Below are 21,610 nucleotides of genomic sequence, written 5' to 3'. Positions count from 1 at the left end.
ATCGGCTATTTGCCTATGCAGAACCGTTCGAAGATCGAGTCCAGCACCTCTTCCGGGGCGACCTCTCCGAGGAGCTCGGCCAAGGCGTCGGCCGCCCCGCGGACATCCGCGGCCAGGAATTCGACGGGCAGCTTCTCCCCCGTCGCGGCGTTCGCCCTCTCGAGCGCGGAGAGCGCCGCCTCGACCGCCAACCGGTGCCGCGCGCGGGTCAGCGGGGCAAGCGCCAGCATGGCGCCCTCTCCCGGACCGATCTCCTTCGCGACGGCGGCCCGAAGCGCTCCGATCCCATCCCCCGTCTTCGCGGAGACGCGGGCGCTCCCCCTCCTCCCCTCCCCGGCGAACCGCTCCCCTCCCTCCGCCGGCGGAAGGTCCGATTTGTTCAGCACCACCAGGTGCGGCCGCGCCGCCGCATCGGCGTACGCCGCCAGATCCTCATCGGACGCCGTCCGGCTTCCGTCCAGGACGAACAGGGTGAGATCGGCGGCCGCGATCACGTCGCGCGCGCGCCGGACTCCCTCCCGTTCCACCGGATCGCCCGTTTCCCGCAGCCCCGCCGTGTCCACCAGCAGGACCGGCACCCCCGCCACGGAAATCTCCGCCCGGAGATAATCCCGGGTGGTCCCCGGCGAATCGGAGACGATCGCCCGATCCTCTCCGGACAACCGGTTCAGGAGTCGCGACTTCCCGACGTTCGCCACCCCGGCGATCGCGACCGTAGCCCCGTCCCGGAATCGGTGACCCGCGTCGTACGATTGCCGGAGCGGAACGAGCGCGGACACGATTTCAGATATCCGTTCCTGGACTTCCGTGTACCCGGCCGCCGGCACATCCTCCTCGTCCGAGAAATCGATCGCCGCTTCGAGGAGCGTCAGGAGCGACAGGAGCTTCTCACGGAGCGGCCCGACCGCCTCCCGCAGCCCGCCCCGCATCTGGCGCAGCGCGGAGCGCGCCGCGTCCTGCGTGCGGGCGGCGATCAGGTCGGCCAACCCTTCGGCCTGCGTAAGGTCCATCTTTCCGTTGTGGAACGCCCGGCGGGAGAACTCCCCCGGCTCCGCGGGAACGGCGCCGGCGGCGCACGCCGCGTGGACCGCGGCCTCCACGACGGCCGGATTGCCGTGCAGATGGAACTCGACCACGTCCTCGCCGGTGAAACTGTGCGGCGCGGGGAACCGGACGACCAGCGCGGAGTCGACGATCTCCCCGTCGGCGTCGCGGATGTCGGACCGGCGCAGCGTCCGGGGAGGGATTCCGTCGGGGAGGAGGGGAGCGAGGCGGCTCGCGATTTCGTAGGCGCGCGGGCCGGAGAGCCGGACGATGGAGACGGCGCCCGCCCCCCCGGGCGTGGCGGGCGCGACGATCGTGCTTCCGTCGCGGGCCGGGTCCCGTGTCACAAGGCGTTTATGCCTTGGCCGCCTTCGCGGCTTCGGCCTGCCGGTTGTACATCGCCTGCTGCCCGATGCTCAGGACGTTGTTCACCAGCCAGTAGATCACCAGCCCGTTCGGGAAGCCCCAGAACATGAAGGTGAAGATGACCGGCATGAAGAGCATCATCTTCTGCTGCGCGGGTTCCATCCCGGCGGACGGCGTCATCTTCTGCTGGATGAACATCGAGACTCCCATCAGCAGCGGGAGGAGCCGGATCGGCAAGGTGTAGCCGGCGACCTGGAGGTCCCAGAGGTGCTCCGGGGCGGACAGGTCGTTGATCCAGAGGAAGAACGGCGCGTGCCGCAGCTCGATGGTCACGAGCAGCCCCTTGTAGAGGGCAATGAACACCGGAATCTGCGCGAGCATCGGAAGGCAGCCGGAGAGGGGATTGATCTTGTACGTCTTGTACAGGTTCATCGTCTCCTGGTTCAGCCGCTGCGCGTCCCCCTTGTACTTCTCCTTCAGCTTCGCGAGGACCGGGGACAGTTCCTGCATCTTCCGCATGGAGGCCATCGACTTCTGGGTGAGCGGGTAGAAGAGGATCTTGATCAGCACCGTGAGAAGGATGATGTCGATTCCGTAGTTCCCCGTGACCCGGTTGCTCGCCTTCATCAGGAAGACCAGCGGCTTGGCGACGATGGAGAACCAGCCGTAGTCGATCAGCTCCTCCATGTCCTTCCCCGTGGACTCCAGCAGCGCGTACCGCTTGGGCCCCGCGAACACCTTCGCGCTCGCGCGCACCATGTCCCCCGGCTGGAGCGTCGCCGCGGTGTCGGCCACGGCCACGCGCACGCCGTCCTCGCCGATCAGCGACGCCCGATCGAGCGTCCAGTCCTTCTCGGGGATCACGACCCAGGCGAAATATTTCGCGTCGGCCGCGACCCAGCGGACCGGGCTTTTGCCGGCCTTCCCCTTCGAAACGTCCTTCAGGTCGTACCGCTGGATGCCCCCCTTGGCGGCGTCGGACACGACTCCGTAGAAGGAGTAGGAGTCGCCCGCGAGCTCCCCCCTGTAGACCTGCGAAAGCTCCACGCCGGGGCGCACCGAGACCGGCTCCTTCGATCCATTGGACGTCTGGACGCGCACCTCGAAGTCGTACCGGCTGCCGTGGAAGAGGTACTCCCGGGACATCCGGACGCCGGTGGCGGATTCCCACGTCAGCAGGACGCTCCGGACCTCGCCAGGCTTCACGGCCAGTTCTCCGGACGCGCTGGAAGAAAAGACCGGCGGGTTCGGAAGGGGAGGGCGGTTCTCGTCGAGATAGAGCGAAAGCGGCGGCGGCTGGAGATCCTTCGCCCCCACGATGTCCAGCGGCTTGCCGGACGGACCGGGCGCGTCCTTGTATTCGTTCAGGAGGAACGACGTGATCCCGCCTCCCGCCGTGGACAGCGTGGCGGTGTAGAGCGGGGTCGATACCACGATCGACCGCTGCGTCGCGGCGGAACGGGCCGCAAGCCCCCCGGAAGGGACGACGGACGCGCTTTCCGCACCCCTCGGCGCCCCGGACGGCTTTCCGGATCCGGGGGGAGCCGCCCCGTTGTCCTTCCCCGTCGGAGCGGTCGGAAGCAGGGGAGGGGAGGAGTAGAAGTACTGGTATCCGAGTAGGACGGCGATCGACAGCGCGACCGCCAGGATCATCCGTTTTTCCATGGGGCCCTCGTTCCGAAGAGTTCGATCCGGCGCGGCATGTCCACGCCCCCCGGGTGGAAGGGGTGGCACTTGAAGATTCGCCGGACCGCGTCCAGGCTCCCCAGGATCGCCCCGTTCAGCCGGACCGACCCGATCGCGTACTCGGAGCAACTGGGATGGAACCTGCAGCAAGCGCCGATGTAGGGGGAAACCGCCGCCTGGTAAAACCGCAAGATGCGGATGAGGAGCTGCCGTGGACGCAACGGGCGACCCCTTAGTGGTCCATTTCATAAATACGGCGTCGCACCGAGAGCGTCGATGCGCCGCGCCGGCAAGGCGCGCGACTGAGCCGTACCGTGGAGTACGGCGCAAGGAGCGCAACGCAGCAGGAGCGGATGCAGCGGCGCTCGAATGCAGCCGTATTTATGAAATGGGCCACTTACTGCTTCAATTCACTCCCCAGCGCCGACGGATGGCGGGGAGCAGTTCGGCGCACACGGCGGGGAGCGCCGCGTTCTCCGGGTCTTTCCGGACCACGATGGCGGTTCGGGTGCCGGCCGGGAAGGCGCCTTTGTGAAGCCGGTAGAATTCCCGCAGGAGCCGCTTGGCCCGGTTGCGGACCACGGCGCCCCCGGCGCGCTTCCCCGCGGAGATCCCCACCTGCCGTCGTTCCCCGCCCAGGGCGTCCCGGTACACCGTATAATGCGGCGTGTGGACGCGCTCCCCCTTGCGCACCACGTCCCGGAACTCCCGGTCGGTGCGAAGCCGTTCATCGGCGGGGAAGCGGTGGGGGCGTTCCCGGTGGGTTACGGTCACTTCTTGCCGCTGACCGCCACGGTCAGTCGCTTGCGGCCCTTGGCGCGGCGCCGCGCGAGGACCTTCCGGCCCGCCGCGGTCGACATGCGCTCGCGGAAGCCGTGGGTTCTTTTCCGCCGCAGGTTATGCGGCTGGTATGTACGCTTCATGGTTCCTTCGCTCCTTCCGTGAACGCAACTCGCCCAAACGTTGGGAAATGTATAATCTATTTCTTTCCGGAGAGCCGTGTCAACCGGTATTCCCGGAAACGCCGAAACCGCGGAGGCGCGATGCCCTACCGGAACCATCCCCGGTTCAACCTGCGGCGCCTTCTCCGTTTCCCGCTTCTGTCGGCGAAAGGGAGGCCGTCCGCCGCCGGGACAACGGAGAGCGAGGTGCTGTTCGAGCTCACGGGGGAGAACCCGGAGAACCGCCTCTTCGGACGGTACGACGCGGCGGAGGTCCGGGAGCGGCTGGAACGGGCGGGGCTGCTGCCGGGGCTGGGTCTCCTTTCGGAGCTCTTTGCCCTGCTGTCGGCCTTCTCGCGGGAGCTTTCGGTCGACGGCGTCCTCGACGTCCCGGACCATTTCCACACCGCGCTTTTCTACTCCCGCGCGTTCCGCTACCTCGACCCGGCGGAGGAGGGGAGGTTCCAGGCGATCGCCCGCGACCTGGCCGCGGTTCCGATCGCGCTCGCGTCCGACGCGATCCGCGAGGGGTGCCTCTTCGATCGCGGCACGGGGGCGCCGCTGCCGTGGGTCGCATCCGAGCAGGTGATGTCGGGGCGGGGACCGCTGCGCCGCTTCCTCCGTTCGGAAGCGTACCGGACCGCCAGAAACCGGGCGTTGGCGGATCTCCACGTGGTTGTCAACTGGGATTTGTACCGACGGAAAATCGCCTCGCGCGGCGCCGGGGAAAAATCTCCTTGATTCCTTTTTTTCGCGTGTGGTACCCTCCATCCCTCACCGTAGCCTCTACAAGCGCCGGGAGGCGGAAACCCATCGAGTAGAACCGCACGAAGTTTCCCGTGGAAATACCGACCCAAAGCGCCCTTAAGACACCGATTTCATGAAACATTCCGCTTTATCCACAGGTGTGGATAACCTTGTTGGCAACTATTTCATTTTACGCGGGCTTAACATGCCAGAAATGAACGATTTTCGCCTCCTTGCGACGGCTTCACCCCCCGGTTTCCGGGAGCCGGCGGGATGACTTCCAAGGCGTGGGAACGGGTCCTCGCCCAGATGAAGGGCGAGGTGTCCGAGCAGGTGTTCGAGACGTGGCTTCGCCCCCTGCGGTTCGTCACGCGGGAGGGGGCCGTCCTCTTCATCGCGACGCCGCACAAATTCTTCAAGCAGTGGATCGAGGACAACCACATCTCCCAGATCGAGGAGATCACCCGCCGGGAACTGGGCGAGGAGGTCTCCGTCGAGATCGTGGTGGGGGGGGAGGAAGAGCCGCTCCCGCCGCCGGTCACGCCGCCCCGGTACCTGCAGCTCCCGGTGGATACCGTCACGCGGGCCCGGATCGTCCCTCCCGTCCTCAACAGCCGGTACACGTTCGAACGGTTCGTCATCGGGACGGGAAACCAGTTCGCGCACGCCGCGTCCGCCGCGGTGTCCAACGATCCGGGGAACAGCTACAACCCGCTCTTCATCTACGGGGGTGTGGGGCTGGGAAAAACCCACCTGCTGCACGCGATCGGGAACGAGGCGCTGACCCGGAACCCGCGGCTGCGGGTCTGCTACGTCCCCGCGGAGAAGTTCACCAACGAGCTGATCCACTCGATCCGCACGAACCGGATGCAGGAGTTCAAGGAACGGTACCGGAACGCCGACATCCTCCTGGTGGACGACGTCCAGTTCATCGCCGGAAAGACGCGGACCCAGGAGGAGTTCTTCCACACCTTCAACGACCTGTACTCGTCCCGGAAGCAGATCGTGGTGACCAGCGACAAGTTTCCCAAGGAGATCCCGGACCTCGAGGAGCGGATCCAGTCGCGTTTCGAATGGGGGCTGGTCGCCGACATCCAGGCCCCCGACATCGAGACGCGGGTGGCCATCCTGAACCGCAAGGCGGAGGCCGAGAACATCCCGCTCCCCGAGGACGTGGCGCTTTACCTCGCGACCGTGGTCAAGAGCAACATCCGCGAGCTGGAGGGGTACCTGATCCGGATCGGAGCCCACGCGTCGCTCATGAGCAAGGAGATCAACCTCGACCTGGCGAAATCGTTCCTCTCCCCGCTGAACAACGGGGTGAAGGAGATCTCCCCCGACGCGGTCCTGAAAGCGGTCGCCGACCATTACGGCGTCAAGGTGTCCGACCTGCGGTCCGACCGGAAGCACAAGGTGGTCGCGGCTCCGCGCCAGGTGGCGATGTACCTGATCCGGGAGATGACGCGCTGCTCCTTTCCCGACATCGGCCACCGGTTCGGCGGGCGCGATCACACGACCGTCATGTACGCGGTAAAAAAAATTGGGAAGAAGGTCGCGGACGATGTATCTTTAAGAAACACGGTGGAAACCCTCCGGAAGAAAATCGAGGGATAACCTTGTGGAGAAAAGGAACGGCTACTTGCTGTCCACAGTTTCCGTCCGCCGCATCCATCGTTCATCTCCAATTCCCCAACAGCTCCGATCCCCGTCGCGCGCCGACGCGAGGATGATATCCACAGCTTCCACACCCTCTGCTCCCGCTGCTATCTTTTTTAATACTGAAACAAGAAGAGGATAACGATGAACTTCACTGTGGACAGAGACCAGCTCATCGATGTGCTGACCGGCATCCAGGGGGTCGCGGAACGCCGGCACACGATGCCCGTCCTATCCCACGCGTTGATGACGGTCGCGGGGGGAAGCCTGACGGTCGTTTCCTCGGACCTGGAGATCGTGATCCGCTGCATCCAGCCGATCGCGTCGGGCGAGGCCGGCTCCATCGCCCTGCCGGCGCGCAAGCTGCTGGACATCGCCAAGGTGCTCCCGAAGGAGTCCCCGGTGAAGGCGGCGGGGAAGGAAGGGAACTACGTGGAGATCTCCTCCGGCCGGTCCCATTTCCGGCTGGCGGGGCTCCCGGCGCAGGAGTTCCCGGAGATGCCGGAGAAGCCCAAGGGGAAGCCGGTTTCGGTGGACGGGGAGATGTTCCGGAGACTGTCGGAACGGGTGGCGTCGTTCGCGTCGTCGGACGAGACGAGGTACAACCTCGCCGGGATCCTGATGGAGCGGGTGGACACGAAGGAAGGCGCGCGGCTCCGGATGGTCGCCACCGACGGGCACCGGCTGGCGATGGCGGACGGGGAGGCGGGGAACATCGGGGAGCTGCTGTCGTCCCGGAAGGTCCTGGTCCCGCGGAAGGGCGTGCTCGAGATCCGGAAACTCGCGGAGAGCGGACCGGGGTCGATCGAGCTTTCCTCCTCCGAGAAGTTCCTGTTCGCGGCGAAGGGGGACACGGAGGTGTGGGTGCGGCTGCTCGACGCCGAGTTCCCGGACTACCGCCAGGTCGTCCCGAAGGAGAACCTGCTGACCGCCACGGTGAACCGGGACGCGTTCGCGGAGGTGCTGCGCCGCGTCGGCGTCATGGCGCCCGACAAGGTCCACAGCGTGAAGCTTTCGTTTTCCGGCAAGCAGCTCGAGGTGTCCTCCACCAGTCCCGACCAGGGGGAGGCGCAGGACCTGCTCGAGGCGGAGTACGAAGGGCCCGCGATGAAGATCGGGTTCAACGGAAGATACCTGCAGGACGCCGTGTCCGGGATCGCGGAGGAGAAGGTGGTCCTCCAGATGAAGGACGAGGTGTCCCAGGTGATCCTGCGGCCGGAGAAGGACGCGGCGTACCTGGCGATCGTCATGCCGATGCGCATTTTCTGATATTGCCGGTTTCTTAAGCGATATCCGGCAGTTATAAATTCTCCGGGGGGGTTTCCGTCCCCCCGTAATTCTTCCGTTTCCCCCCCCGAAAGAGTATAATCAATCAGTTTACCCATCAGGGAACGGGGTGTTTATGGGCAGCGGCGCGGACGACCGTCCGAAAAACGGGACCGGCGGCGAATATACCGGCGAAAACATACAGGTTTTAAAGGGGCTGGAGGCGGTCCGGAAGCGCCCGGCGATGTACATCGGGAGCACGGACACCCACGGGCTGCACCACCTGGTCTACGAGGTCGTCGACAACTCGATCGACGAGGCGATGGCCGGGCATTGCGACACGATCTCGGTCGTCATCCACGCGGACGATTCGGTCACCGTCGAGGACAACGGGCGGGGGATCCCGGTGGACATCATGCCGGAGGAGGGGATGCCGGCGGCCGAGGTGGTCCTGACCGTCCTCCACGCGGGCGGAAAGTTCGACCGGGAGACGTACAAGGTGTCGGGCGGTCTCCACGGCGTGGGCGTCTCCGTGGTGAACGCGCTGTCCGAGACGTTGACCGCGGAGATCCGGCGCGACGGGTCGGTGCACCAGATCAGCTTCGTCCGGGGCGAAACCTCCTCGCCCCTCAAAGTCACGGGGAAGTCCCGGAAGAACGGGACCCGCATCACCTTCAAGCCGGACCCGGAAATCTTCACCGAGACCGAGTTCTCCTTCGACGTCCTGTCCCAGCGGCTGCGCGAGCTGTCGTTCCTGAACGCTGGCCTCAAGATCTCCATCCTCGACGAGCGCAACGCGAAGAGCCACGATTTCCAGTACAAGGGCGGGATCGTCGAATTCGTGAAGCACATCAACCGGAACAAGACGCCGCTCCACCCCAAGCCGGTGTACATCGAGGGGGAGAAGGACGGCGTCCAGATCGAGGTGGCGCTCCAGTACAACGACTCGTACCAGGAGACGCTCTTCTCCTTCGTGAACAACATCAACACGCACGACGGCGGGACGCACCTCACCGGCTTCCGCCAGGCGCTGACCCGCGCGATCAACCAGTACGCCAACCAGGGGAACCTGCTCAAGGGGTTCAAGGAGAACCTGCGCGGGGACGACCTGAGCGAGGGGCTGGCGGCCGTCGTCTCCACCAAGGTGCCCGAGCCGCAGTTCGAGGGACAGACCAAGAACAAGCTCGGGAACAACGAGGTGAAGGGGCTGGTCGACTCGCTGGTCTACGAGAAGCTGATGACGTGCTTCGAGGAGAACCCGTCCGTTCCGAAGAAGATCATCGAGAAGGGGCTCGAGGCGGCGCGGGCGCGCGAGGCGGCCCGGAAGGCCAAGGAGCTGGTGCGCAAGGGGCCGATGGACTCGGCGGGGCTGCCGGGGAAGCTGGCCGACTGCCAGGAGAGGGACCCGGCGCGGTGCGAGCTGTTCATCGTGGAGGGCGATTCGGCGGGCGGCTCGGCGAAGCAGGCGCGCGACCGGCGGTACCAGGCGATCCTGCCGCTCAAGGGGAAGATCCTGAACGTCGAGAAGGCGCGCATCGACAAGATGCTGACCTCGACCGAGATCCGGGTCATGGTCACCGCGCTGGGGACCGGGATCGGCAAGGAGAACTACGAGGCGGACAAGCTTCGGTACGGCAAGGTCATCATCATGACCGACGCCGACGTGGACGGCGCGCACATCCGGACGCTGCTGCTCACCTTCTTCTTCCGCAACATGCCGGAGCTGCTGGAGCGCGGGAACATCTTCATCGCCCAGCCCCCGCTCTACGGGGTCCGGCGCGGCAAGGAGATGACGTACCTGAAGGACGACGCCGCGTTCCGGAAGCACCTGATCGACCACGGGTCGGCGGGTCGGCGGGTCGCGGGGACGGGGAATTCGGGAGGGCTGTCCGGCCAGAAGCTCACCGCGTGGCTGTCCAAGATCTCCCGGCTGGAGCTGGTCGCGTCGCGGGCGGAGCGCAGGGGATTTCCCGCCTTCGTCTTCCTGTCGCTGGCGTCACGATCGGCGCTGGGGGTGGAGGCGCTCTCCGGGGAAAAGGCGGCGACGAAATTCTTCAAGGCGCTGCTCGCCGAATGGAAGGGGAGCCGCCCGGACGTGACGCACGCGGCGTTCTCGATCGACGCGGACCCCGACGGCGACAGCGAGGGAGTGCGGGCGCGCCTCACGTGGAAGCGCGGCGGACTGCCGATGGATTGCCTGGTCGACCGGCACCTGATGGAGTCGGCCGACCTGCGGGAGGCGGGGCAGCTCTACGCCCAGATCCGCGAGACGCTCGCGCCGCCGTACCGGATGGAAGGGGAGGGGATCTTCCCCGAGGCGGACGGCCCGCTGTGCCTGCTCGACCAGGTGCTGGAGGCGGGGAAGAAGGGGCAGACGATCCAGCGGTACAAGGGGCTGGGGGAGATGAACCCCGAGCAGCTCTGGGAGACGGCGATGAACCCCGAGTCGCGGGAGCTGCTGCGCGTCGAGCTCGGCGACGAGACCGACGCCGACGAGATCTTCTCGCGGCTGATGGGCGACCAGGTCGAGCCGCGCCGCGAGTTCATCGAGCAGAACGCGCTGAACGTGTCGTCGCTCGATATCTAGCTTTTCTCTCTCCGCACGGATCGGAGTTTTTCAGCGTCGGATCGCGTGGACCGCCGTCGCCTTGACCGACGCGACGATCGGGCGCCCCGGGGACAGGCCGAGCTCGACCGCGGCGTGCGTGGTGACGAGGGCCGAGAGAAGGGCCCCGCAGTCGACGACGACCCGCTGGACCGCCCCCTGCGGCGTCACCTTCGAAACGACCCCGGGGAAGACGTTCCGCGCCGAGGTGGCCGACCCGCCGGGGAGCGACAGCGTAACGTTCTCGGGTCGGATGCAGAGCAGGACCCGGTCGCCGATCCCGCACGTTCCGACCGCTTCGACCGACGGGGCGGCGCCGGACGCTCCCGGCGCACCGACGCGCGCGACGAACACGCCGTTCCCGGCGGAGACGACGACTCCGTCCAGGACCGTCTCGGCACCTACGAACGACGCCACGATCCCGTCCGCCGGGCGGTTCATCACCTCGTCGGGCGTCCCGACCTGCGTGATCCGCCCTGCGTGCATCACCGCGATCCGGTCGCCGAGGCGGAGCGCCTCGACCCGGTCGTGCGTGACGAAGACCGCCGTCGTCCCCGAATCGCGAAGGGCCGTCTCGAGGTCGTCCACGATCCCCTCGCGCGACTCCGGATCGAGCGCGGAGAACGGCTCGTCGAGGAAGACGACCTCCGGATCGACGGCGAACGCCCGTGCGAGCGACACCCTCTGCGCTTCCCCGCCCGACAGGGTCCGGGCGGACCGCCCGGCGAGGCGCGCGATGCGGAAACGCTCGAGCATGTTCCCGGCGCGCCGCGCGGCTTCCTCCGCCGGCACTTTCCGTAGACGCAACCCTTCCGCCGCGTTCCGCGCCACCGTCCCGTCGAACAGGAGCGGCTCCTGGAACGCGACCGCGATCTTCCGGCGGTACGGGAGCGCCGTCTCCCCCGAGCCGACCGGCTTTCCGCGGAAGAGGACGGCACCGGAAGAGGGCGCAAGGACCGTCGCCAGAGCGAGTAAAAGCGTCGTCTTCCCCGCCCCGTTTCCTCCGATCACGGCGAGCGTCTCCCCCTCGAACACCGAAAGGGAAGGGACGTCGAGGAGGGTCGCCCCGCCCCGCTCGACGCGCAGCCGGTCCGCGGCCAGTAACGGAAGGCGCGCCCCGTCCGGCGTCCTGTCCGCCGCCGTGACGCTCATCGCGGCCGCTTCCTCTGCTGGATCTTCGTAAGCGTCGCGTTCACGCCGAACGACAGCAGCAGCAGGAGGATCCCGAGGCCGATCGCGATCTCGAAGTTCCCGCGCGACGTCTCCATCACCGTCGCCGTCGTCAGCACGCGGGTGTATCCCCGGATGTTCCCGCCGACCATGATCGACGCGCCGATCTCGGAGATGACGCCGCCGAACCCCGCCATCACGGCGGCGAGGAGCGGCAGGCGCGCCTCCCGGACGAGGATCCAGACCGTCTGCATCCGGCTCGCGCCGAGTCCGACCGCCTGCCAGCGGAGCTTTTCGGGGAGCGCCTGCAGCGCGGCGAGCGAGATCCCCATGACGATCGGGGTCGCGATGACGACCTGCGCGACGATCATCGCGGCGGGGGTGTAGAGGAGTTCGAGCATCCCGAGCGGCCCGTTCCGCCACAGCAGGATGGAGACGAAGAGGCCGACGACCACCGGCGGGACGCCCATGCCGGTGTTGACGGCGGCGACGAGAAGATTGCGGCCGGGGAAGCGCAGGAAGGCGAGGGCTACTCCGCCGGAGAGGCCGATCACGAGCGCGACGAGCGTCGCGGTCCCGGAGACCTTCAGGGACAGGATAACGATCCGGACGACCTCGGGGTCGAGCGTGACGAGCAGCCGGAACGCCTCGCGGAGGCCGTCGAGGATCATCTGCATGAGGACATCTTACCAACCCCGCGCGAACGCGGGAGCTACTTCCCGAGGTCTTCGAGCTTCTTTCCCGCGTCCGGGAAGAAGAGCGGCGCGCCGAACTTCTCGACGCCGAACGTGCCGATCGTCTTCTGGGTGTCGGGGGCGACCATGAATGCGGCGAACGCCTTCGCCCCCTCCGCGTTGACCTTCGGCCACTTCGCGGGGTTCACGACGATCACGTGGTAGACGTTCAGGAGATCCTTGTCCCCCTCGACGAGGATCGGGATACCGAGCGATTTCCTCATGGCGAGGTAGGTGCCGCGGTCGGCGAGCGTGTATCCCTTCTTCTCCGCCGCGACCGAAAGCGTCTGTCCCATCCCGAGGCCGGTCTGCTGGTACCAAGGCTTCCCCTCGCCGGAGACGCCGGCCGCCTTCCAGAGCCCCATCTCCTTCGAATGCGTCCCGGACTTGTCGCCGCGCGAAAGGAAAAGCGCCCCCTTCGCGGCGATCTTCCGGAACGCCTCGACCGACGGCCTCGCCCCCCGGATTCCCGCCGGATCGGCCGCCGGCCCGACGAGGATGAAGTCGTTGTGCATCACGAGCGCGCGCGACGAGCCGAATCCGTCCCGCAGGAACTTCTCCTCGGCCGCCGGCGAATGGACGAGGAGGACGTCCGCCTCCCCCTTCTCCCCCATCGCCATCGCCTGCCCCGACCCGACGGCGATCGTCTTCACGAAGAGCCCGGTCTTCTTCTCGAACGCCGGGATCAGCACGTCGAGGAGCCCTGAATCCTGCGTGCTCGTCGTCGTCGCAAGGATCAGGTTCCTCGACGCGGCCGACGCGGGGACCGCGTGGAACAGGGCCGCCGCGCACGCAAGCGCGGCGAGAAACGCGAACATCTTCCGGCGTGCCATATCTTCCTCCCCTGGCGACGTCTTTCCGGTCCCCGCGCCGGCGGGCCGCACGCGGATGCCGGAAAGTCGATGGGCGCGGGCGGCCATCGGGAACTCCGTTCGGTCGGGGGAATCGTTATAAATCAGATTATACAACGTTTTGGCGATCAGCGGAATGACCGGAGGTACCCCGGGAGATCAGAGACCATTTCAACAGGGGCGGCGTGACGAGCGTCGTCAGGAGGACCATGATGATCACCGCCGAATACGTGGTGTCGTCGATGATCCGTTCTCCCCCAAGAACGAGCGTCGCCCCGATGCTGGCGAAGATGAGCCCCACCTCCCCGCGCGGTATCATGCCGAATCCCACGGCCCAGCGGTTGGCCCCCCTCTCCAGAACCCCGAGCGAACATGCCTGCTTGCCGATGATCGCGGCAACCGTCAACGCGAGTGCGAGCCAAACCGTGTCCGCGGAGGCGAAAACCCGCAGATCCACCTTTGCCCCCATCTGAACGAAGAACACGGGCGCCAGGAATCCCGACAATGGCGCGAGAGCTTCCTCCAGATGACGGATGCTCCGTTCCCCGAACGCCTGGAAATGGACCGGCTCCAGGATCAGGCCGGCCGCGAACGCCCCGACGATGGGCGCAAGCCCCGCCTCGCCGGCGAGGAACGAGAGCAGGAAGCAGAAGGCCAGGGAGACGCCGACCAGGACCCCCGGACCGCGCAACTTCGCGGCCGTTGTGAAGATCTTCGGCGTGAGAAGGGCCCCGAGAAGGAGGGAGCCTGCCAGAAACCCGACCGCCTTCAGGACGATCGCCGCAAGCGGCCACGCCCCGGAGGATTTCCCGCCCTCGACCGCGAGAATGACACCCGAGACGGACGCGAGGATGATGAGACCGAGCACATCGTCGATGACGGCGGCCCCGAGGATGATCCTGGCCTCCTTCTCCCGGGATTTGCCGATATCCTGAAGAACGCGCGCGGTAATTCCCACGCTGGTCGCGCACAACGCCGCGCCCAGGAAGGCATGGGCGTAGGGAGAACTCTCCGGAAGAAGCCAGGCGCCGACGAGCCACCCCAGCCCGAAGGGGGCCGCCACGCCCAGCACCGCCACGAGCAGGGAGGACACCCCCACGCCGATGATGTCCCGGATCGTGGACTCCAATCCCACTTCGAAGAGCAGGACGATGACCCCGATCCGGGCCAGGATGTCGACGTAAGGATCGGAGGCGATCCCCCCGAATCCGGCGACCCCGAGAAGTCCGAGATTTCCCAGGAGGATTCCGGCGCAGAGCTCTCCGAGAACCGCGGGCTGCCCCAGCAACACTCCGAGATGCCCCATCAGCTTCGCGGCCAGGAGGATGAGGACGAGGTATCGCAGGAGCGGCAGGGAAGGGTCCTCGCCCGCGGCGTGGGCCATCCCCGGAAGGAGGATCAGGGCCGCGAGGCACAGGCCGCATATCGGAAACGAGCGGTTCATCACTCCACAGGACCCGTGGTCAGCCTCTGCCCTTGGTGAAGTAGTAGTTTACGATATCGCGCTTGGAAATCATGGCGGCGATCGTGTCCGGCGCATTCCGGTCCACGACGGGCAGCTCGTCCACCGCGATCGCGGCCATCTTGTCCAAGGCCTGCTGCAGCGTGTCGTCGAAAAAGACGCTGACCACGCTGCGGGTCGCCACGTCCCCGGCGATGACGACGCGGTCGATGTCGTTCTCGAAGAGAACCGCCCGGATGTCGTTGATCGAGACGATCCCGGTCATGCGGCCCGCCGCGTCTACCACGGGGAAGTGGGACTCTCCGGAGCGGGACACCGTCCGGACCAGTTCCCCGAACGGCATGGTTTCCGGGATCCGCGTGATCGGCTGGGGGTGTATGGCGTCCTCCACCCGGATACGTTCCAGCATGCCCCGGGCGAATTCGGTGAGGTGGGCGGGGGAGGCGAACCGGCTGACCTGCTGCTTCTCGAACAGGTTGACGTTTCTCAGAAGCAGACAGGAGATGGAGGAGACGATCATCAGTGGAACCAGAAGGGTGTAACTCGCGCTCATTTCGCACACCATGATGATCGAGGCGATCGGAACCTTGGCGACGCCGGCAAAAAAGCCACCCATGCCCACGATAACGAACGAGTGGGGGTGGAGCACCCAGCCGGGGGCGACCTCGTGGCCGAGGAATCCGAACGCGCCTCCGAGCATCGCACCGATGAATACGGAGGGGCCGACGACGCCTCCGCTTCCCCCCGAGCATATGGTGCACGAGGTGGCAACGATCTTCAGTCCCGCAAGGAGAAGCATCAGCGGCCAGAGCAACTTCCCTTCCAATGCCGTCTGGACCCAGCCGTACCCTCCGTCCATGACCTGGGGGACGAAATAGGCGATACACCCCATCATCAGGCCGCCCAGGGCGGGTTTGAGCATCCTGTGGATCCGGAGAGGCCGGAAGATCCGGTCCCTCGCCGCGTAGAAGGTCCGTACGAACAGGAATCCCACGAGCGCGCAGAAGAGGCCGAAGACGGCATACGGCAGGAGTTCCGCGCGGATGGAGAAATCCACCGTCCCCGGAAAGAAGAGCGCGCCCTTTCGATAGAGTTGGGTGTAGATCGCGTAGGAGATGATGGATGAAATGATGCAGGGCAGGAGGGCCTCGGACTCGAATTCCGTCTCGCGGTACAGGACTTCCGGCGCAAACAGGGCGGCTCCCAGCGGCGCCTGGAAGATCGCCCCGATCCCTCCCGCCGCTCCCGCCAGCACGAGGATCCTTCTCTCCCGGGGTTTCAACCGGAGGGTCGTCGCGACGGCGGATCCGAAACCGGCTCCGATCTGGGAGATGGGACCTTCCTTGCCGGCGGAGCCTCCGCTGCCGATCGTCAGCGCGGACGCGACGATTTTCACCAGGGGCACCCGCTTCCGGATCTGCCCGCCTCTCTCGTGGAACGACTCGATCATGGCGTCCGTCCCCTGGCCTTCCGCCTCGGGAGCGATGGAAAAAACGATCACCCCGGACAGCAGACCGCCGATTGCGGGAAGAAGCAGGAGCCAGATGGATCGGACCGGCATCGCGGAGGCGATATCCGGGGGAGAAGCGCCGCGGGCCGGCTCGAAGTAGCCGGTGGATGCGCGGAGGACCGACTCCAGCGTCAGGCTCAGGAGACCGTCGAAAAGAATCGCCCCGACGCCGGCGATGATCCCTACGACGACGCTCAGGGACATCAGACGGAACCGGGAGGGCAACGCGGAAATCGTCAAGGAAATCCTGTCAAATGCCCTGGAAATCCAATCTGCTTCCGGCCGGAAGGATTCGTTTTTATTGACCGGGTCCATTGGGTGGACTTCTCTTTCTTTGGTCGAAGTCGTTGATATCGGACGAAGTTGGCCGTATAATTGCTATACAAATCATTGGCATTATAACCATACGGGATTCGTGGTGCAACGGAATCGGTTACGGACCGATGGAGGTCAAATGAAGACGGGTCGCAAGGATGCCATCGCCGGCGCTTTCGACAATCTGCGCCGGATCGTCCAGGTGGTGCACGGTTACTCCAGGCGCGCGGAACATGTGGCCGGATTGACGGGCCCCCAGCTCTGGGCGATCAAGGTCCTTTCGGAATCCGGGCCGGTCATGGTCTCGGAACTGGCCAGGAGGATGTACCTCCATCCTTCCACGGTCATCGGAATCCTGGATCGCCTAGACGCCCGCGGGCTGGTGACGAGGACCCGGTCGGCGGAGGATCGCAGGGTCGTGACGGTGGGGTTGACCCAAATCGGGCAAGAGACGGTCAAGACGGTCCCGACGGTCGCTCAAGGGGTGCTTCTCGATGGGCTGGAAGAGCTTTCCGACCGCGAGCTGGACGTGATCTCGGAAGGGCTGGATCTGCTGGTGGACATCCTGGGCGCCCGGCGGATGCCCCCGCGACTCCTCTTCTCGGACGAGGTGAATGTCCCTCGGGGCGGCGGTGACCCGGAAACCGTCATGAAGGGGGGATAGCCGCGATACCATGCGCCTGTCGCTTCGCTTCATCGTTCCGCTGGTGGCGGCTCTTGCGGCCATCGCCTACGCGGTCGTGCCGCTGGTGGACGGGCTTACTCTCCGGTGGTTCGCGCGCGACATCGACATGCGGTCGAAACTGGTCGCCAATGCCATCCACGATTCGATCCAGGAGTCGCTGGCCAGCGGTTCGAAAACCAGGACGCTCCGGGTGTTCGACAAGATCATCGAGGACGAGCGCCTCTATGCGCTCGGTTTTTGCGGCGTCTCCGGCGGGCCGCCGATAGCGACCAGGACCTTCCCCCGCGAGATCGACTGCGCGGACCTCGGCAGGTTCGCGGAGCCTTCGAAAAAAGTGCTCACAAGCGAAAAGGGGCCTCTGCATGTGGCGGTTGTCGGCGTCGACGCGTCCGGCACCCGGCTCGGCGACCTGGTGCTGGTCCACGACATGAGCTTCGCCCAACGGCGCAGCGAGGAGACGAAGCGCTACGTGTTCCTCTTCTTCATCGCCCTCGGCGCGGTCGTGTCCCTGATCACGGTGGTGATCGCGCAGCTCAGTTGGAGGGGATGGATGGAGAGCGTCCGCGCCCTCCTGCGGGGCGAAGGGCTGCTGCGGCCCGCCGGGACGGATCTCCGCGGCACGCTTCCCGAGCTTCGACCCATCGCCTCCGACCTGCGGGCGCTCATCCGGGACCTGGAGTCCGAACACCGGGCACGGGACGAGAGCCAGGTGAACTGGTCCCCGGAGGCGCTGAAGACCATTCTGCACGATGACCTCCGCGGCGAGGATATCCTGGTCGTTTCCAACCGCGAGCCGTACATCCACCAGCGCCGGGACGGCCGCATCGAGGTGTCCCGGCCCGCGAGCGGCCTGGTCACCGCCCTGGAACCGGTCGTGCGCGCATGCTCCGGCGCCTGGATCGCCCACGGCAGCGGGACGGCGGACCGGGAAGTCGTGGACGCCGCCGACCACATCATGGTCCCCCCCGGGAAGCCGTCGTACAAGCTTCGCCGCGTCTGGCTGACGGACGAGGAGGAGGCGGGCTACTACTACGGCTTCTCGAACGAGGGGTTGTGGCCGCTGTGCCACATCGCCCATGTCCGGCCGATCTTCCGCTCGGCAGACTGGAAGCGGTACAGGGAGGCGAACGGCAAATTCGCCGATGCCGTGTCGCAGGAGGCCAGGACGGCGGATCCCATCGTCCTGGTGCAGGACTACCATTTCGCCCTGCTGCCGCGGATGATCCGGGAACGGTTGCCCGACGCCACGATCATCACGTTCTGGCACATCCCGTGGCCGAACCCGGAAGCGTTCGCCATCTGCCCCTGGAGGGAGGAGCTGCTCGACGGACTTCTGGGCAGCAGCATCCTCGGGTTCCACACCCGGTTCCATTGCAACAACTTCCTCGATACCGTGGACCGGACATTGGAGGCCCGGGTGGACCGGGAGACGTTCGAGGTGGCCCGCGGAGGGAAGACGACGGCCGTCAAGCGGTACCCGATTTCGATCGAATGGCCGCCGGCCGGGACGCTGACGCGGAAGCCGGTCGCCGGGTGCCGCGCCGACGTTCGCAGCCGGAACGGATTGCCGCCGGATCAATTCGTCGGGATCGGCGTGGATCGCCTCGACTACACCAAGGGGATCATCGAGCGGTTTCTCGCGGTCGAACGGCTGTTGGAGCTGGAGCCGAGCTGGATCGGGCGGTTCAGCTTCATCCAGATCGCGGCTCCCAGCCGCTCCAGGATCGACGAATACAGGGAGTTCGAGATTCGCGTCAGGGCGCTGGCCGACCGGATCAACGGCCGCTTCTCCTCCGGATCCGCGCCTACCATCCTGCTGAAGGTGGAACATCACGAACCCCCGGATGTCTACGAGCATTACCGCGCGGCCGAGGTGTGTTGCGTGACCAGCCTGCACGACGGCATGAACCTGGTGGCGAAGGAGTTCCTCGCCTCCCGCGACGACGAGAGGGGCGTGCTGATCCTGAGCCGTTTCACCGGAGCGTCGCGCGAGCTGCCCGAGGCCCTGATCGTCAACCCGTACGACATCGACCAGTGCGCCGCGGCCCTGCACATGGCGCTCAGCATGCCGGATGCCGAGCAGCGCGACCGCATCCGCATCATGCGGAGCCTGATCGGCGAATTCAACGTCTACCGCTGGGCAGGGCGGATGCTGCTGGATGCCGCCGGGATGCGAAAGCGCGGCAAGCTGCGGGAGGAGCCGGGACGGCCCGGGTCGCGGGAGGCCGCCCCTTGAACTACATGCTGGGCAGGCGGCGTCTCTGGGTGTTCGATTTCGACGGCACGGTATCCCGGATCGTCCCCGACCGTCACGAAGCCGTACTGGACGGGAAGTGCGAAAAGACGCTCCGGTACCTGCAGAGCTCCCCATGGAACCGGGTGGCCGTGATGTCGAGCCGGTCCATGGACGACATCGTTCCCAGGGTTCCTCTCCCGGGTGTGTTCATCGGCGGGGGGAGCGGGCTGGAGTGGCGCCTGCCGGGGGGAATTCGCACGGGACCGGACGCCGCCGCGGAAAGGCTCCTTGCGATGAACCGAAAGGCCGTCTGCGCGATCCTTGAGGAGATCGCCGCGATCCCCGGGGTGGAAGTGGAAGACAAGCGATGGTCCGTGGCGGTCCATTTCCGGAACGCCTCCCCGCGGTCCTTCCGCAGGAGGACATTCCTGCTGGAGCGATTGAGGGGTCTGACGGGGATCCGGGTGCACCGCGGACCGGAGGTCCTGGAAGTGCAGTTGGTGCGGGGAGGCGGGAAGTCCGCCGGGTTGAGAAGACTCCTGCGGCTGATCGAATGGGATCCGTCCCGGGACGGGGTCGTGTACGCGGGGGACGACGAGAACGACGCGGTGGCGATGCGGTGGGTGTTGCGCCGCGGAGGAACCGTCTTCTGCGTGGGGGATCGCGTGACCGTGCAGGGGGCGCACTATCTGGCGGGTCCGGCCGCCCTCGCGGCTGCCGTCCGCAGCCTCGCGGAATCGTCATGACGCCCTTCGAAGTCAAGGACTGTGCGCTTCTCGTCCGGATGAGCGGCCTGATCCCCGCGATGAACCTGCGGGAGTTCCGGGACCGGATCGCCGCGTGCGGCGGAAACGTTCTGTACCACCACTTCTGCGAGACCACGCTCCGTCCCGCGTTCGACGACCCGGACTACCGGAACGACTTCGCGGTCTGGGCGAAACTCTACCTGGGGGACCGCGTGCTGGCGGAGAGGCTGGGAATCGTCGATCCGTACGCCTTCGGCACGATGGAGGAGCTGCGGGCCGCCGTTCTGGACATCGTCGACGACCGGTTGGGGGAACGGACGACGGTTCCCTGGGTGAGGCCGGGGGACGAGTTCCTCTTCAAGGAAGCCACAACCGTCGTTTTCGATACCGGAGAGCGGATCCGAAGCCCGCGGGAACTCGCCCCGGCCATCCTGGGCATGACCGACGGGAGCGTCTACTACCATTTCCTGGAGGCGCTGCGCCGTCCTCCCGCCGGGAGGGACGACTTTTCCGCCTGGCTCATGGAGGCCGGTGAGGAGTTCGCGCCGTGCCTTCGCTCCCTGGGCGCCATCGACTTCCATTTCCACAGCCTCGCCCGCCTTCGGAAGGAGCTCGCGAATGCGGTGGCGGGCGCCGGGGATGCGAGATGAGCCCCGCGTTGTCCGCCTACGAGGCGATCGTCGGTTCCTCCGCCGTGGCGCAGCTTCGGCGCATCGGGGAGAAGCTCGCGGGGCTCCGGGTGGTCCACGTGAACTCGACGCGGGAAGGGGGCGGAGTCGCCGAGATCCTGGAGTGGATGGTGCCCCATATGCGCGATGTGGGGGTGGACGCCTCCTGGGAGGTGATCCACGGCGATTCCCGGTTTTTCGAGATCACCAAGGCGATCCACAACGGCCTCCAGGGAAAAATCGTCGACCTGCCCAAGAAGGACTGGAGAATCTACCAGGACGTAAACGAGAAAAACGCCGTGAGGCTGCGCCCCCTGTTGGAGGAAGCGGACATCGTCGTCATCCACGACCCCCAGCCTGCATACCTCCTCAGGTTTTGCCCGAACCGGAAGGGGCGTTGGATCTGGCGGGCGCACATCGACATCAGCAGTCCGTTCCGCCCCGTCTGGAAGGTGCTGCGGACGTTCGTGGAGAAGTACGACGCCAGCATATTTTCGATGGCCGAATTCGCCCAACCCCTTCCGCATCCCCAGTTCCTTGTCCCGCCGAGCATCGACCCGCTGAGCGAAAAGAACCGGGAGCTGCACCCGGCGGAGCTGTCGGGCGTGCGGGCGGAATTCGGCCTCGACCCGGAACGTCCGCTCCTCGTCCAGATCTCCCGGTTCGACCGGTTCAAGGATCCGGTCGGCGTCATCCAGGCGTACCGGCTGGTCCGCAAGGTGACTCCCGTCCAGCTCGTTCTGGCCGGGGGAGAGGCCACGGACGACCCCGAAGGCAGGGCGGTGCTCGAAGACGTGCTGGAGGCGGCGGAAGGGGATCCCGACATCCACGTTCTCCTTCTTCCGTCCGGCGCGCACAGGACCATCAACTCCCTTCAACGCCTGGCGGACATCGTTCTTCAGAAATCGACCCGGGAGGGGTT

At 66.3% G+C, this 21,610-nt stretch carries 19 protein-coding genes; 9 read left to right on the top strand and 10 right to left on the bottom strand.

What is annotated here, in order from left to right:
- Positions 1-5: 5 nt before the first annotated feature.
- From mnmE to rpmH, 5 genes are all read right to left on the bottom strand, one after another.
- A complete protein-coding gene (gene mnmE, locus HZB86_01385) occupies positions 6-1,391 on the bottom strand; it encodes a tRNA uridine-5-carboxymethylaminomethyl(34) synthesis GTPase MnmE (GenBank protein ID MBI5904202.1) in 1,386 nt (461 codons plus the stop codon).
- Positions 1,392-1,398: 7 nt separating this feature from the next.
- Positions 1,399-3,075 carry a membrane protein insertase YidC gene (yidC, locus tag HZB86_01380; GenBank protein ID MBI5904201.1) on the bottom strand — a complete coding sequence of 559 codons (1,677 nt, stop codon included), beginning with the start codon at positions 3,073-3,075 and terminating at the stop codon, positions 1,399-1,401.
- Positions 3,060-3,317, bottom strand: coding sequence for a membrane protein insertion efficiency factor YidD (gene yidD / locus HZB86_01375; protein MBI5904200.1), 258 nt, complete (start codon positions 3,315-3,317; stop codon positions 3,060-3,062). Before yidD ends, yidC begins: the two co-directional genes overlap by 16 nt.
- Positions 3,318-3,501: 184 nt before the next feature.
- Positions 3,502-3,870, bottom strand: a complete 369-nt coding sequence (gene rnpA / locus HZB86_01370) for a ribonuclease P protein component (GenBank protein MBI5904199.1) — start codon at positions 3,868-3,870, stop codon at positions 3,502-3,504.
- Positions 3,867-4,019 carry a 50S ribosomal protein L34 gene (gene rpmH, locus HZB86_01365; GenBank protein MBI5904198.1) on the bottom strand — a complete coding sequence of 51 codons (153 nt, stop codon included), beginning with the start codon at positions 4,017-4,019 and terminating at the stop codon, positions 3,867-3,869. The genes rnpA and rpmH overlap by 4 nt, the downstream gene beginning before the upstream one ends.
- A gap of 120 nt (positions 4,020-4,139) precedes the next feature.
- On the opposite strand from rpmH, the gene HZB86_01360 reads away from it, so the two are divergent.
- The 4 genes from HZB86_01360 to gyrB all read left to right on the top strand — a co-directional run bounded on the left by HZB86_01360 (position 4,140) and on the right by gyrB (position 10,293).
- Positions 4,140-4,778: a hypothetical protein gene (locus tag HZB86_01360; protein ID MBI5904197.1), complete on the top strand. Its 639-nt coding sequence runs from the start codon at positions 4,140-4,142 to the stop codon at positions 4,776-4,778.
- A gap of 279 nt (positions 4,779-5,057) precedes the next feature.
- Entirely contained in the window at positions 5,058-6,398 is a 1,341-nt protein-coding gene (dnaA, locus tag HZB86_01355) for a chromosomal replication initiator protein DnaA (protein MBI5904196.1), read from the top strand.
- A gap of 186 nt (positions 6,399-6,584) precedes the next feature.
- Positions 6,585-7,709 (top strand): DNA polymerase III subunit beta, encoded by a 1,125-nt coding sequence (gene dnaN, locus HZB86_01350; GenBank protein MBI5904195.1) that lies wholly within the window; start codon positions 6,585-6,587, stop codon positions 7,707-7,709.
- A gap of 133 nt (positions 7,710-7,842) precedes the next feature.
- Positions 7,843-10,293 (top strand): DNA topoisomerase (ATP-hydrolyzing) subunit B, encoded by a 2,451-nt coding sequence (gene gyrB, locus HZB86_01345; protein MBI5904194.1) that lies wholly within the window; start codon positions 7,843-7,845, stop codon positions 10,291-10,293.
- A 30-nt stretch (positions 10,294-10,323) separates the two neighbouring features.
- On the opposite strand, the gene HZB86_01340 is transcribed toward gyrB, so the two are convergent.
- The 5 genes from HZB86_01340 to HZB86_01320 all read right to left on the bottom strand — a co-directional run bounded on the left by HZB86_01340 (position 10,324) and on the right by HZB86_01320 (position 16,242).
- Positions 10,324-11,463 carry an ABC transporter ATP-binding protein gene (locus tag HZB86_01340; GenBank protein MBI5904193.1) on the bottom strand — a complete coding sequence of 380 codons (1,140 nt, stop codon included), beginning with the start codon at positions 11,461-11,463 and terminating at the stop codon, positions 10,324-10,326.
- Positions 11,460-12,158: an ABC transporter permease gene (locus tag HZB86_01335; protein ID MBI5904192.1), complete on the bottom strand. Its 699-nt coding sequence runs from the start codon at positions 12,156-12,158 to the stop codon at positions 11,460-11,462. The genes HZB86_01340 and HZB86_01335 overlap by 4 nt, the downstream gene beginning before the upstream one ends.
- Before the next feature lie 35 nt (positions 12,159-12,193).
- Positions 12,194-13,048, bottom strand: a complete 855-nt coding sequence (locus HZB86_01330) for a substrate-binding domain-containing protein (protein ID MBI5904191.1) — start codon at positions 13,046-13,048, stop codon at positions 12,194-12,196.
- Positions 13,049-13,175: 127 nt separating this feature from the next.
- Positions 13,176-14,450 (bottom strand): cation:proton antiporter, encoded by a 1,275-nt coding sequence (locus HZB86_01325; GenBank protein MBI5904190.1) that lies wholly within the window; start codon positions 14,448-14,450, stop codon positions 13,176-13,178.
- A 79-nt stretch (positions 14,451-14,529) separates the two neighbouring features.
- A complete protein-coding gene (locus HZB86_01320; GenBank protein MBI5904189.1) occupies positions 14,530-16,242 on the bottom strand; it encodes a chloride channel protein in 1,713 nt (570 codons plus the stop codon).
- A 250-nt stretch (positions 16,243-16,492) separates the two neighbouring features.
- Here HZB86_01320 and HZB86_01315 point away from each other — a divergent pair, with 250 nt between their 5' ends.
- From HZB86_01315 to HZB86_01295, 5 genes are all read left to right on the top strand, one after another.
- Entirely contained in the window at positions 16,493-17,017 is a 525-nt protein-coding gene (locus HZB86_01315) for a MarR family transcriptional regulator (GenBank protein ID MBI5904188.1), read from the top strand.
- Between the two features lie 10 nt (positions 17,018-17,027).
- Positions 17,028-19,274: a trehalose-6-phosphate synthase gene (locus HZB86_01310; GenBank protein MBI5904187.1), complete on the top strand. Its 2,247-nt coding sequence runs from the start codon at positions 17,028-17,030 to the stop codon at positions 19,272-19,274.
- The gene (otsB, locus tag HZB86_01305; protein ID MBI5904186.1) at positions 19,271-20,020 is read left to right on the top strand and encodes a trehalose-phosphatase; all 750 of its coding nucleotides are present in this window, start codon (positions 19,271-19,273) and stop codon (positions 20,018-20,020) included. Before HZB86_01310 ends, otsB begins: the two co-directional genes overlap by 4 nt.
- Positions 20,017-20,670 (top strand): hypothetical protein, encoded by a 654-nt coding sequence (locus tag HZB86_01300; protein MBI5904185.1) that lies wholly within the window; start codon positions 20,017-20,019, stop codon positions 20,668-20,670. The genes otsB and HZB86_01300 overlap by 4 nt, the downstream gene beginning before the upstream one ends.
- Positions 20,667-21,610, top strand: a 944-nt coding sequence (locus HZB86_01295) for a glycosyltransferase (GenBank protein ID MBI5904184.1), incomplete at its 3' end; no start/stop codon positions are given. The genes HZB86_01300 and HZB86_01295, both read left to right, overlap by 4 nt.

Source organism: Deltaproteobacteria bacterium (assembly GCA_016234845.1).
Classification (GTDB): Bacteria; Desulfobacterota; Deferrimicrobia; order Deferrimicrobiales; family Deferrimicrobiaceae; genus JACRNP01.
The sequence above is the reverse complement of the archived record's forward strand: the minus strand, read 5'-3'. Positions and strand labels throughout refer to the sequence as shown.

Bases quoted from the DNA above. Each gene is read 5' to 3' on its own strand.
- yidC (MBI5904201.1), bottom strand. From the start codon at position 3,075: ATGGAAAAACGGATGATCCTGGCGGTCGCGCTGTCGATCGCCGTCCTA.
- rpmH (MBI5904198.1), bottom strand. From the start codon at position 4,019: ATGAAGCGTACATACCAGCCGCATAACCTGCGGCGGAAAAGAACCCAC.
- HZB86_01360 (MBI5904197.1), top strand. From the start codon at position 4,140: ATGCCCTACCGGAACCATCCCCGGTTCAACCTGCGGCGCCTTCTCCGT.
- dnaA (MBI5904196.1), top strand. From the start codon at position 5,058: ATGACTTCCAAGGCGTGGGAACGGGTCCTCGCCCAGATGAAGGGCGAG.
- dnaN (MBI5904195.1), top strand. From the start codon at position 6,585: ATGAACTTCACTGTGGACAGAGACCAGCTCATCGATGTGCTGACCGGC.
- gyrB (MBI5904194.1), top strand. From the start codon at position 7,843: ATGGGCAGCGGCGCGGACGACCGTCCGAAAAACGGGACCGGCGGCGAA.
- HZB86_01340 (MBI5904193.1), bottom strand. From the start codon at position 11,463: ATGAGCGTCACGGCGGCGGACAGGACGCCGGACGGGGCGCGCCTTCCG.
- HZB86_01335 (MBI5904192.1), bottom strand. From the start codon at position 12,158: ATGCAGATGATCCTCGACGGCCTCCGCGAGGCGTTCCGGCTGCTCGTC.
- HZB86_01330 (MBI5904191.1), bottom strand. From the start codon at position 13,048: ATGGCACGCCGGAAGATGTTCGCGTTTCTCGCCGCGCTTGCGTGCGCG.
- HZB86_01325 (MBI5904190.1), bottom strand. From the start codon at position 14,450: ATGGCCCACGCCGCGGGCGAGGACCCTTCCCTGCCGCTCCTGCGATAC.
- HZB86_01320 (MBI5904189.1), bottom strand. From the start codon at position 16,242: ATGTCCCTGAGCGTCGTCGTAGGGATCATCGCCGGCGTCGGGGCGATT.
- HZB86_01315 (MBI5904188.1), top strand. From the start codon at position 16,493: ATGAAGACGGGTCGCAAGGATGCCATCGCCGGCGCTTTCGACAATCTG.
- HZB86_01310 (MBI5904187.1), top strand. From the start codon at position 17,028: ATGCGCCTGTCGCTTCGCTTCATCGTTCCGCTGGTGGCGGCTCTTGCG.
- HZB86_01300 (MBI5904185.1), top strand. From the start codon at position 20,017: ATGACGCCCTTCGAAGTCAAGGACTGTGCGCTTCTCGTCCGGATGAGC.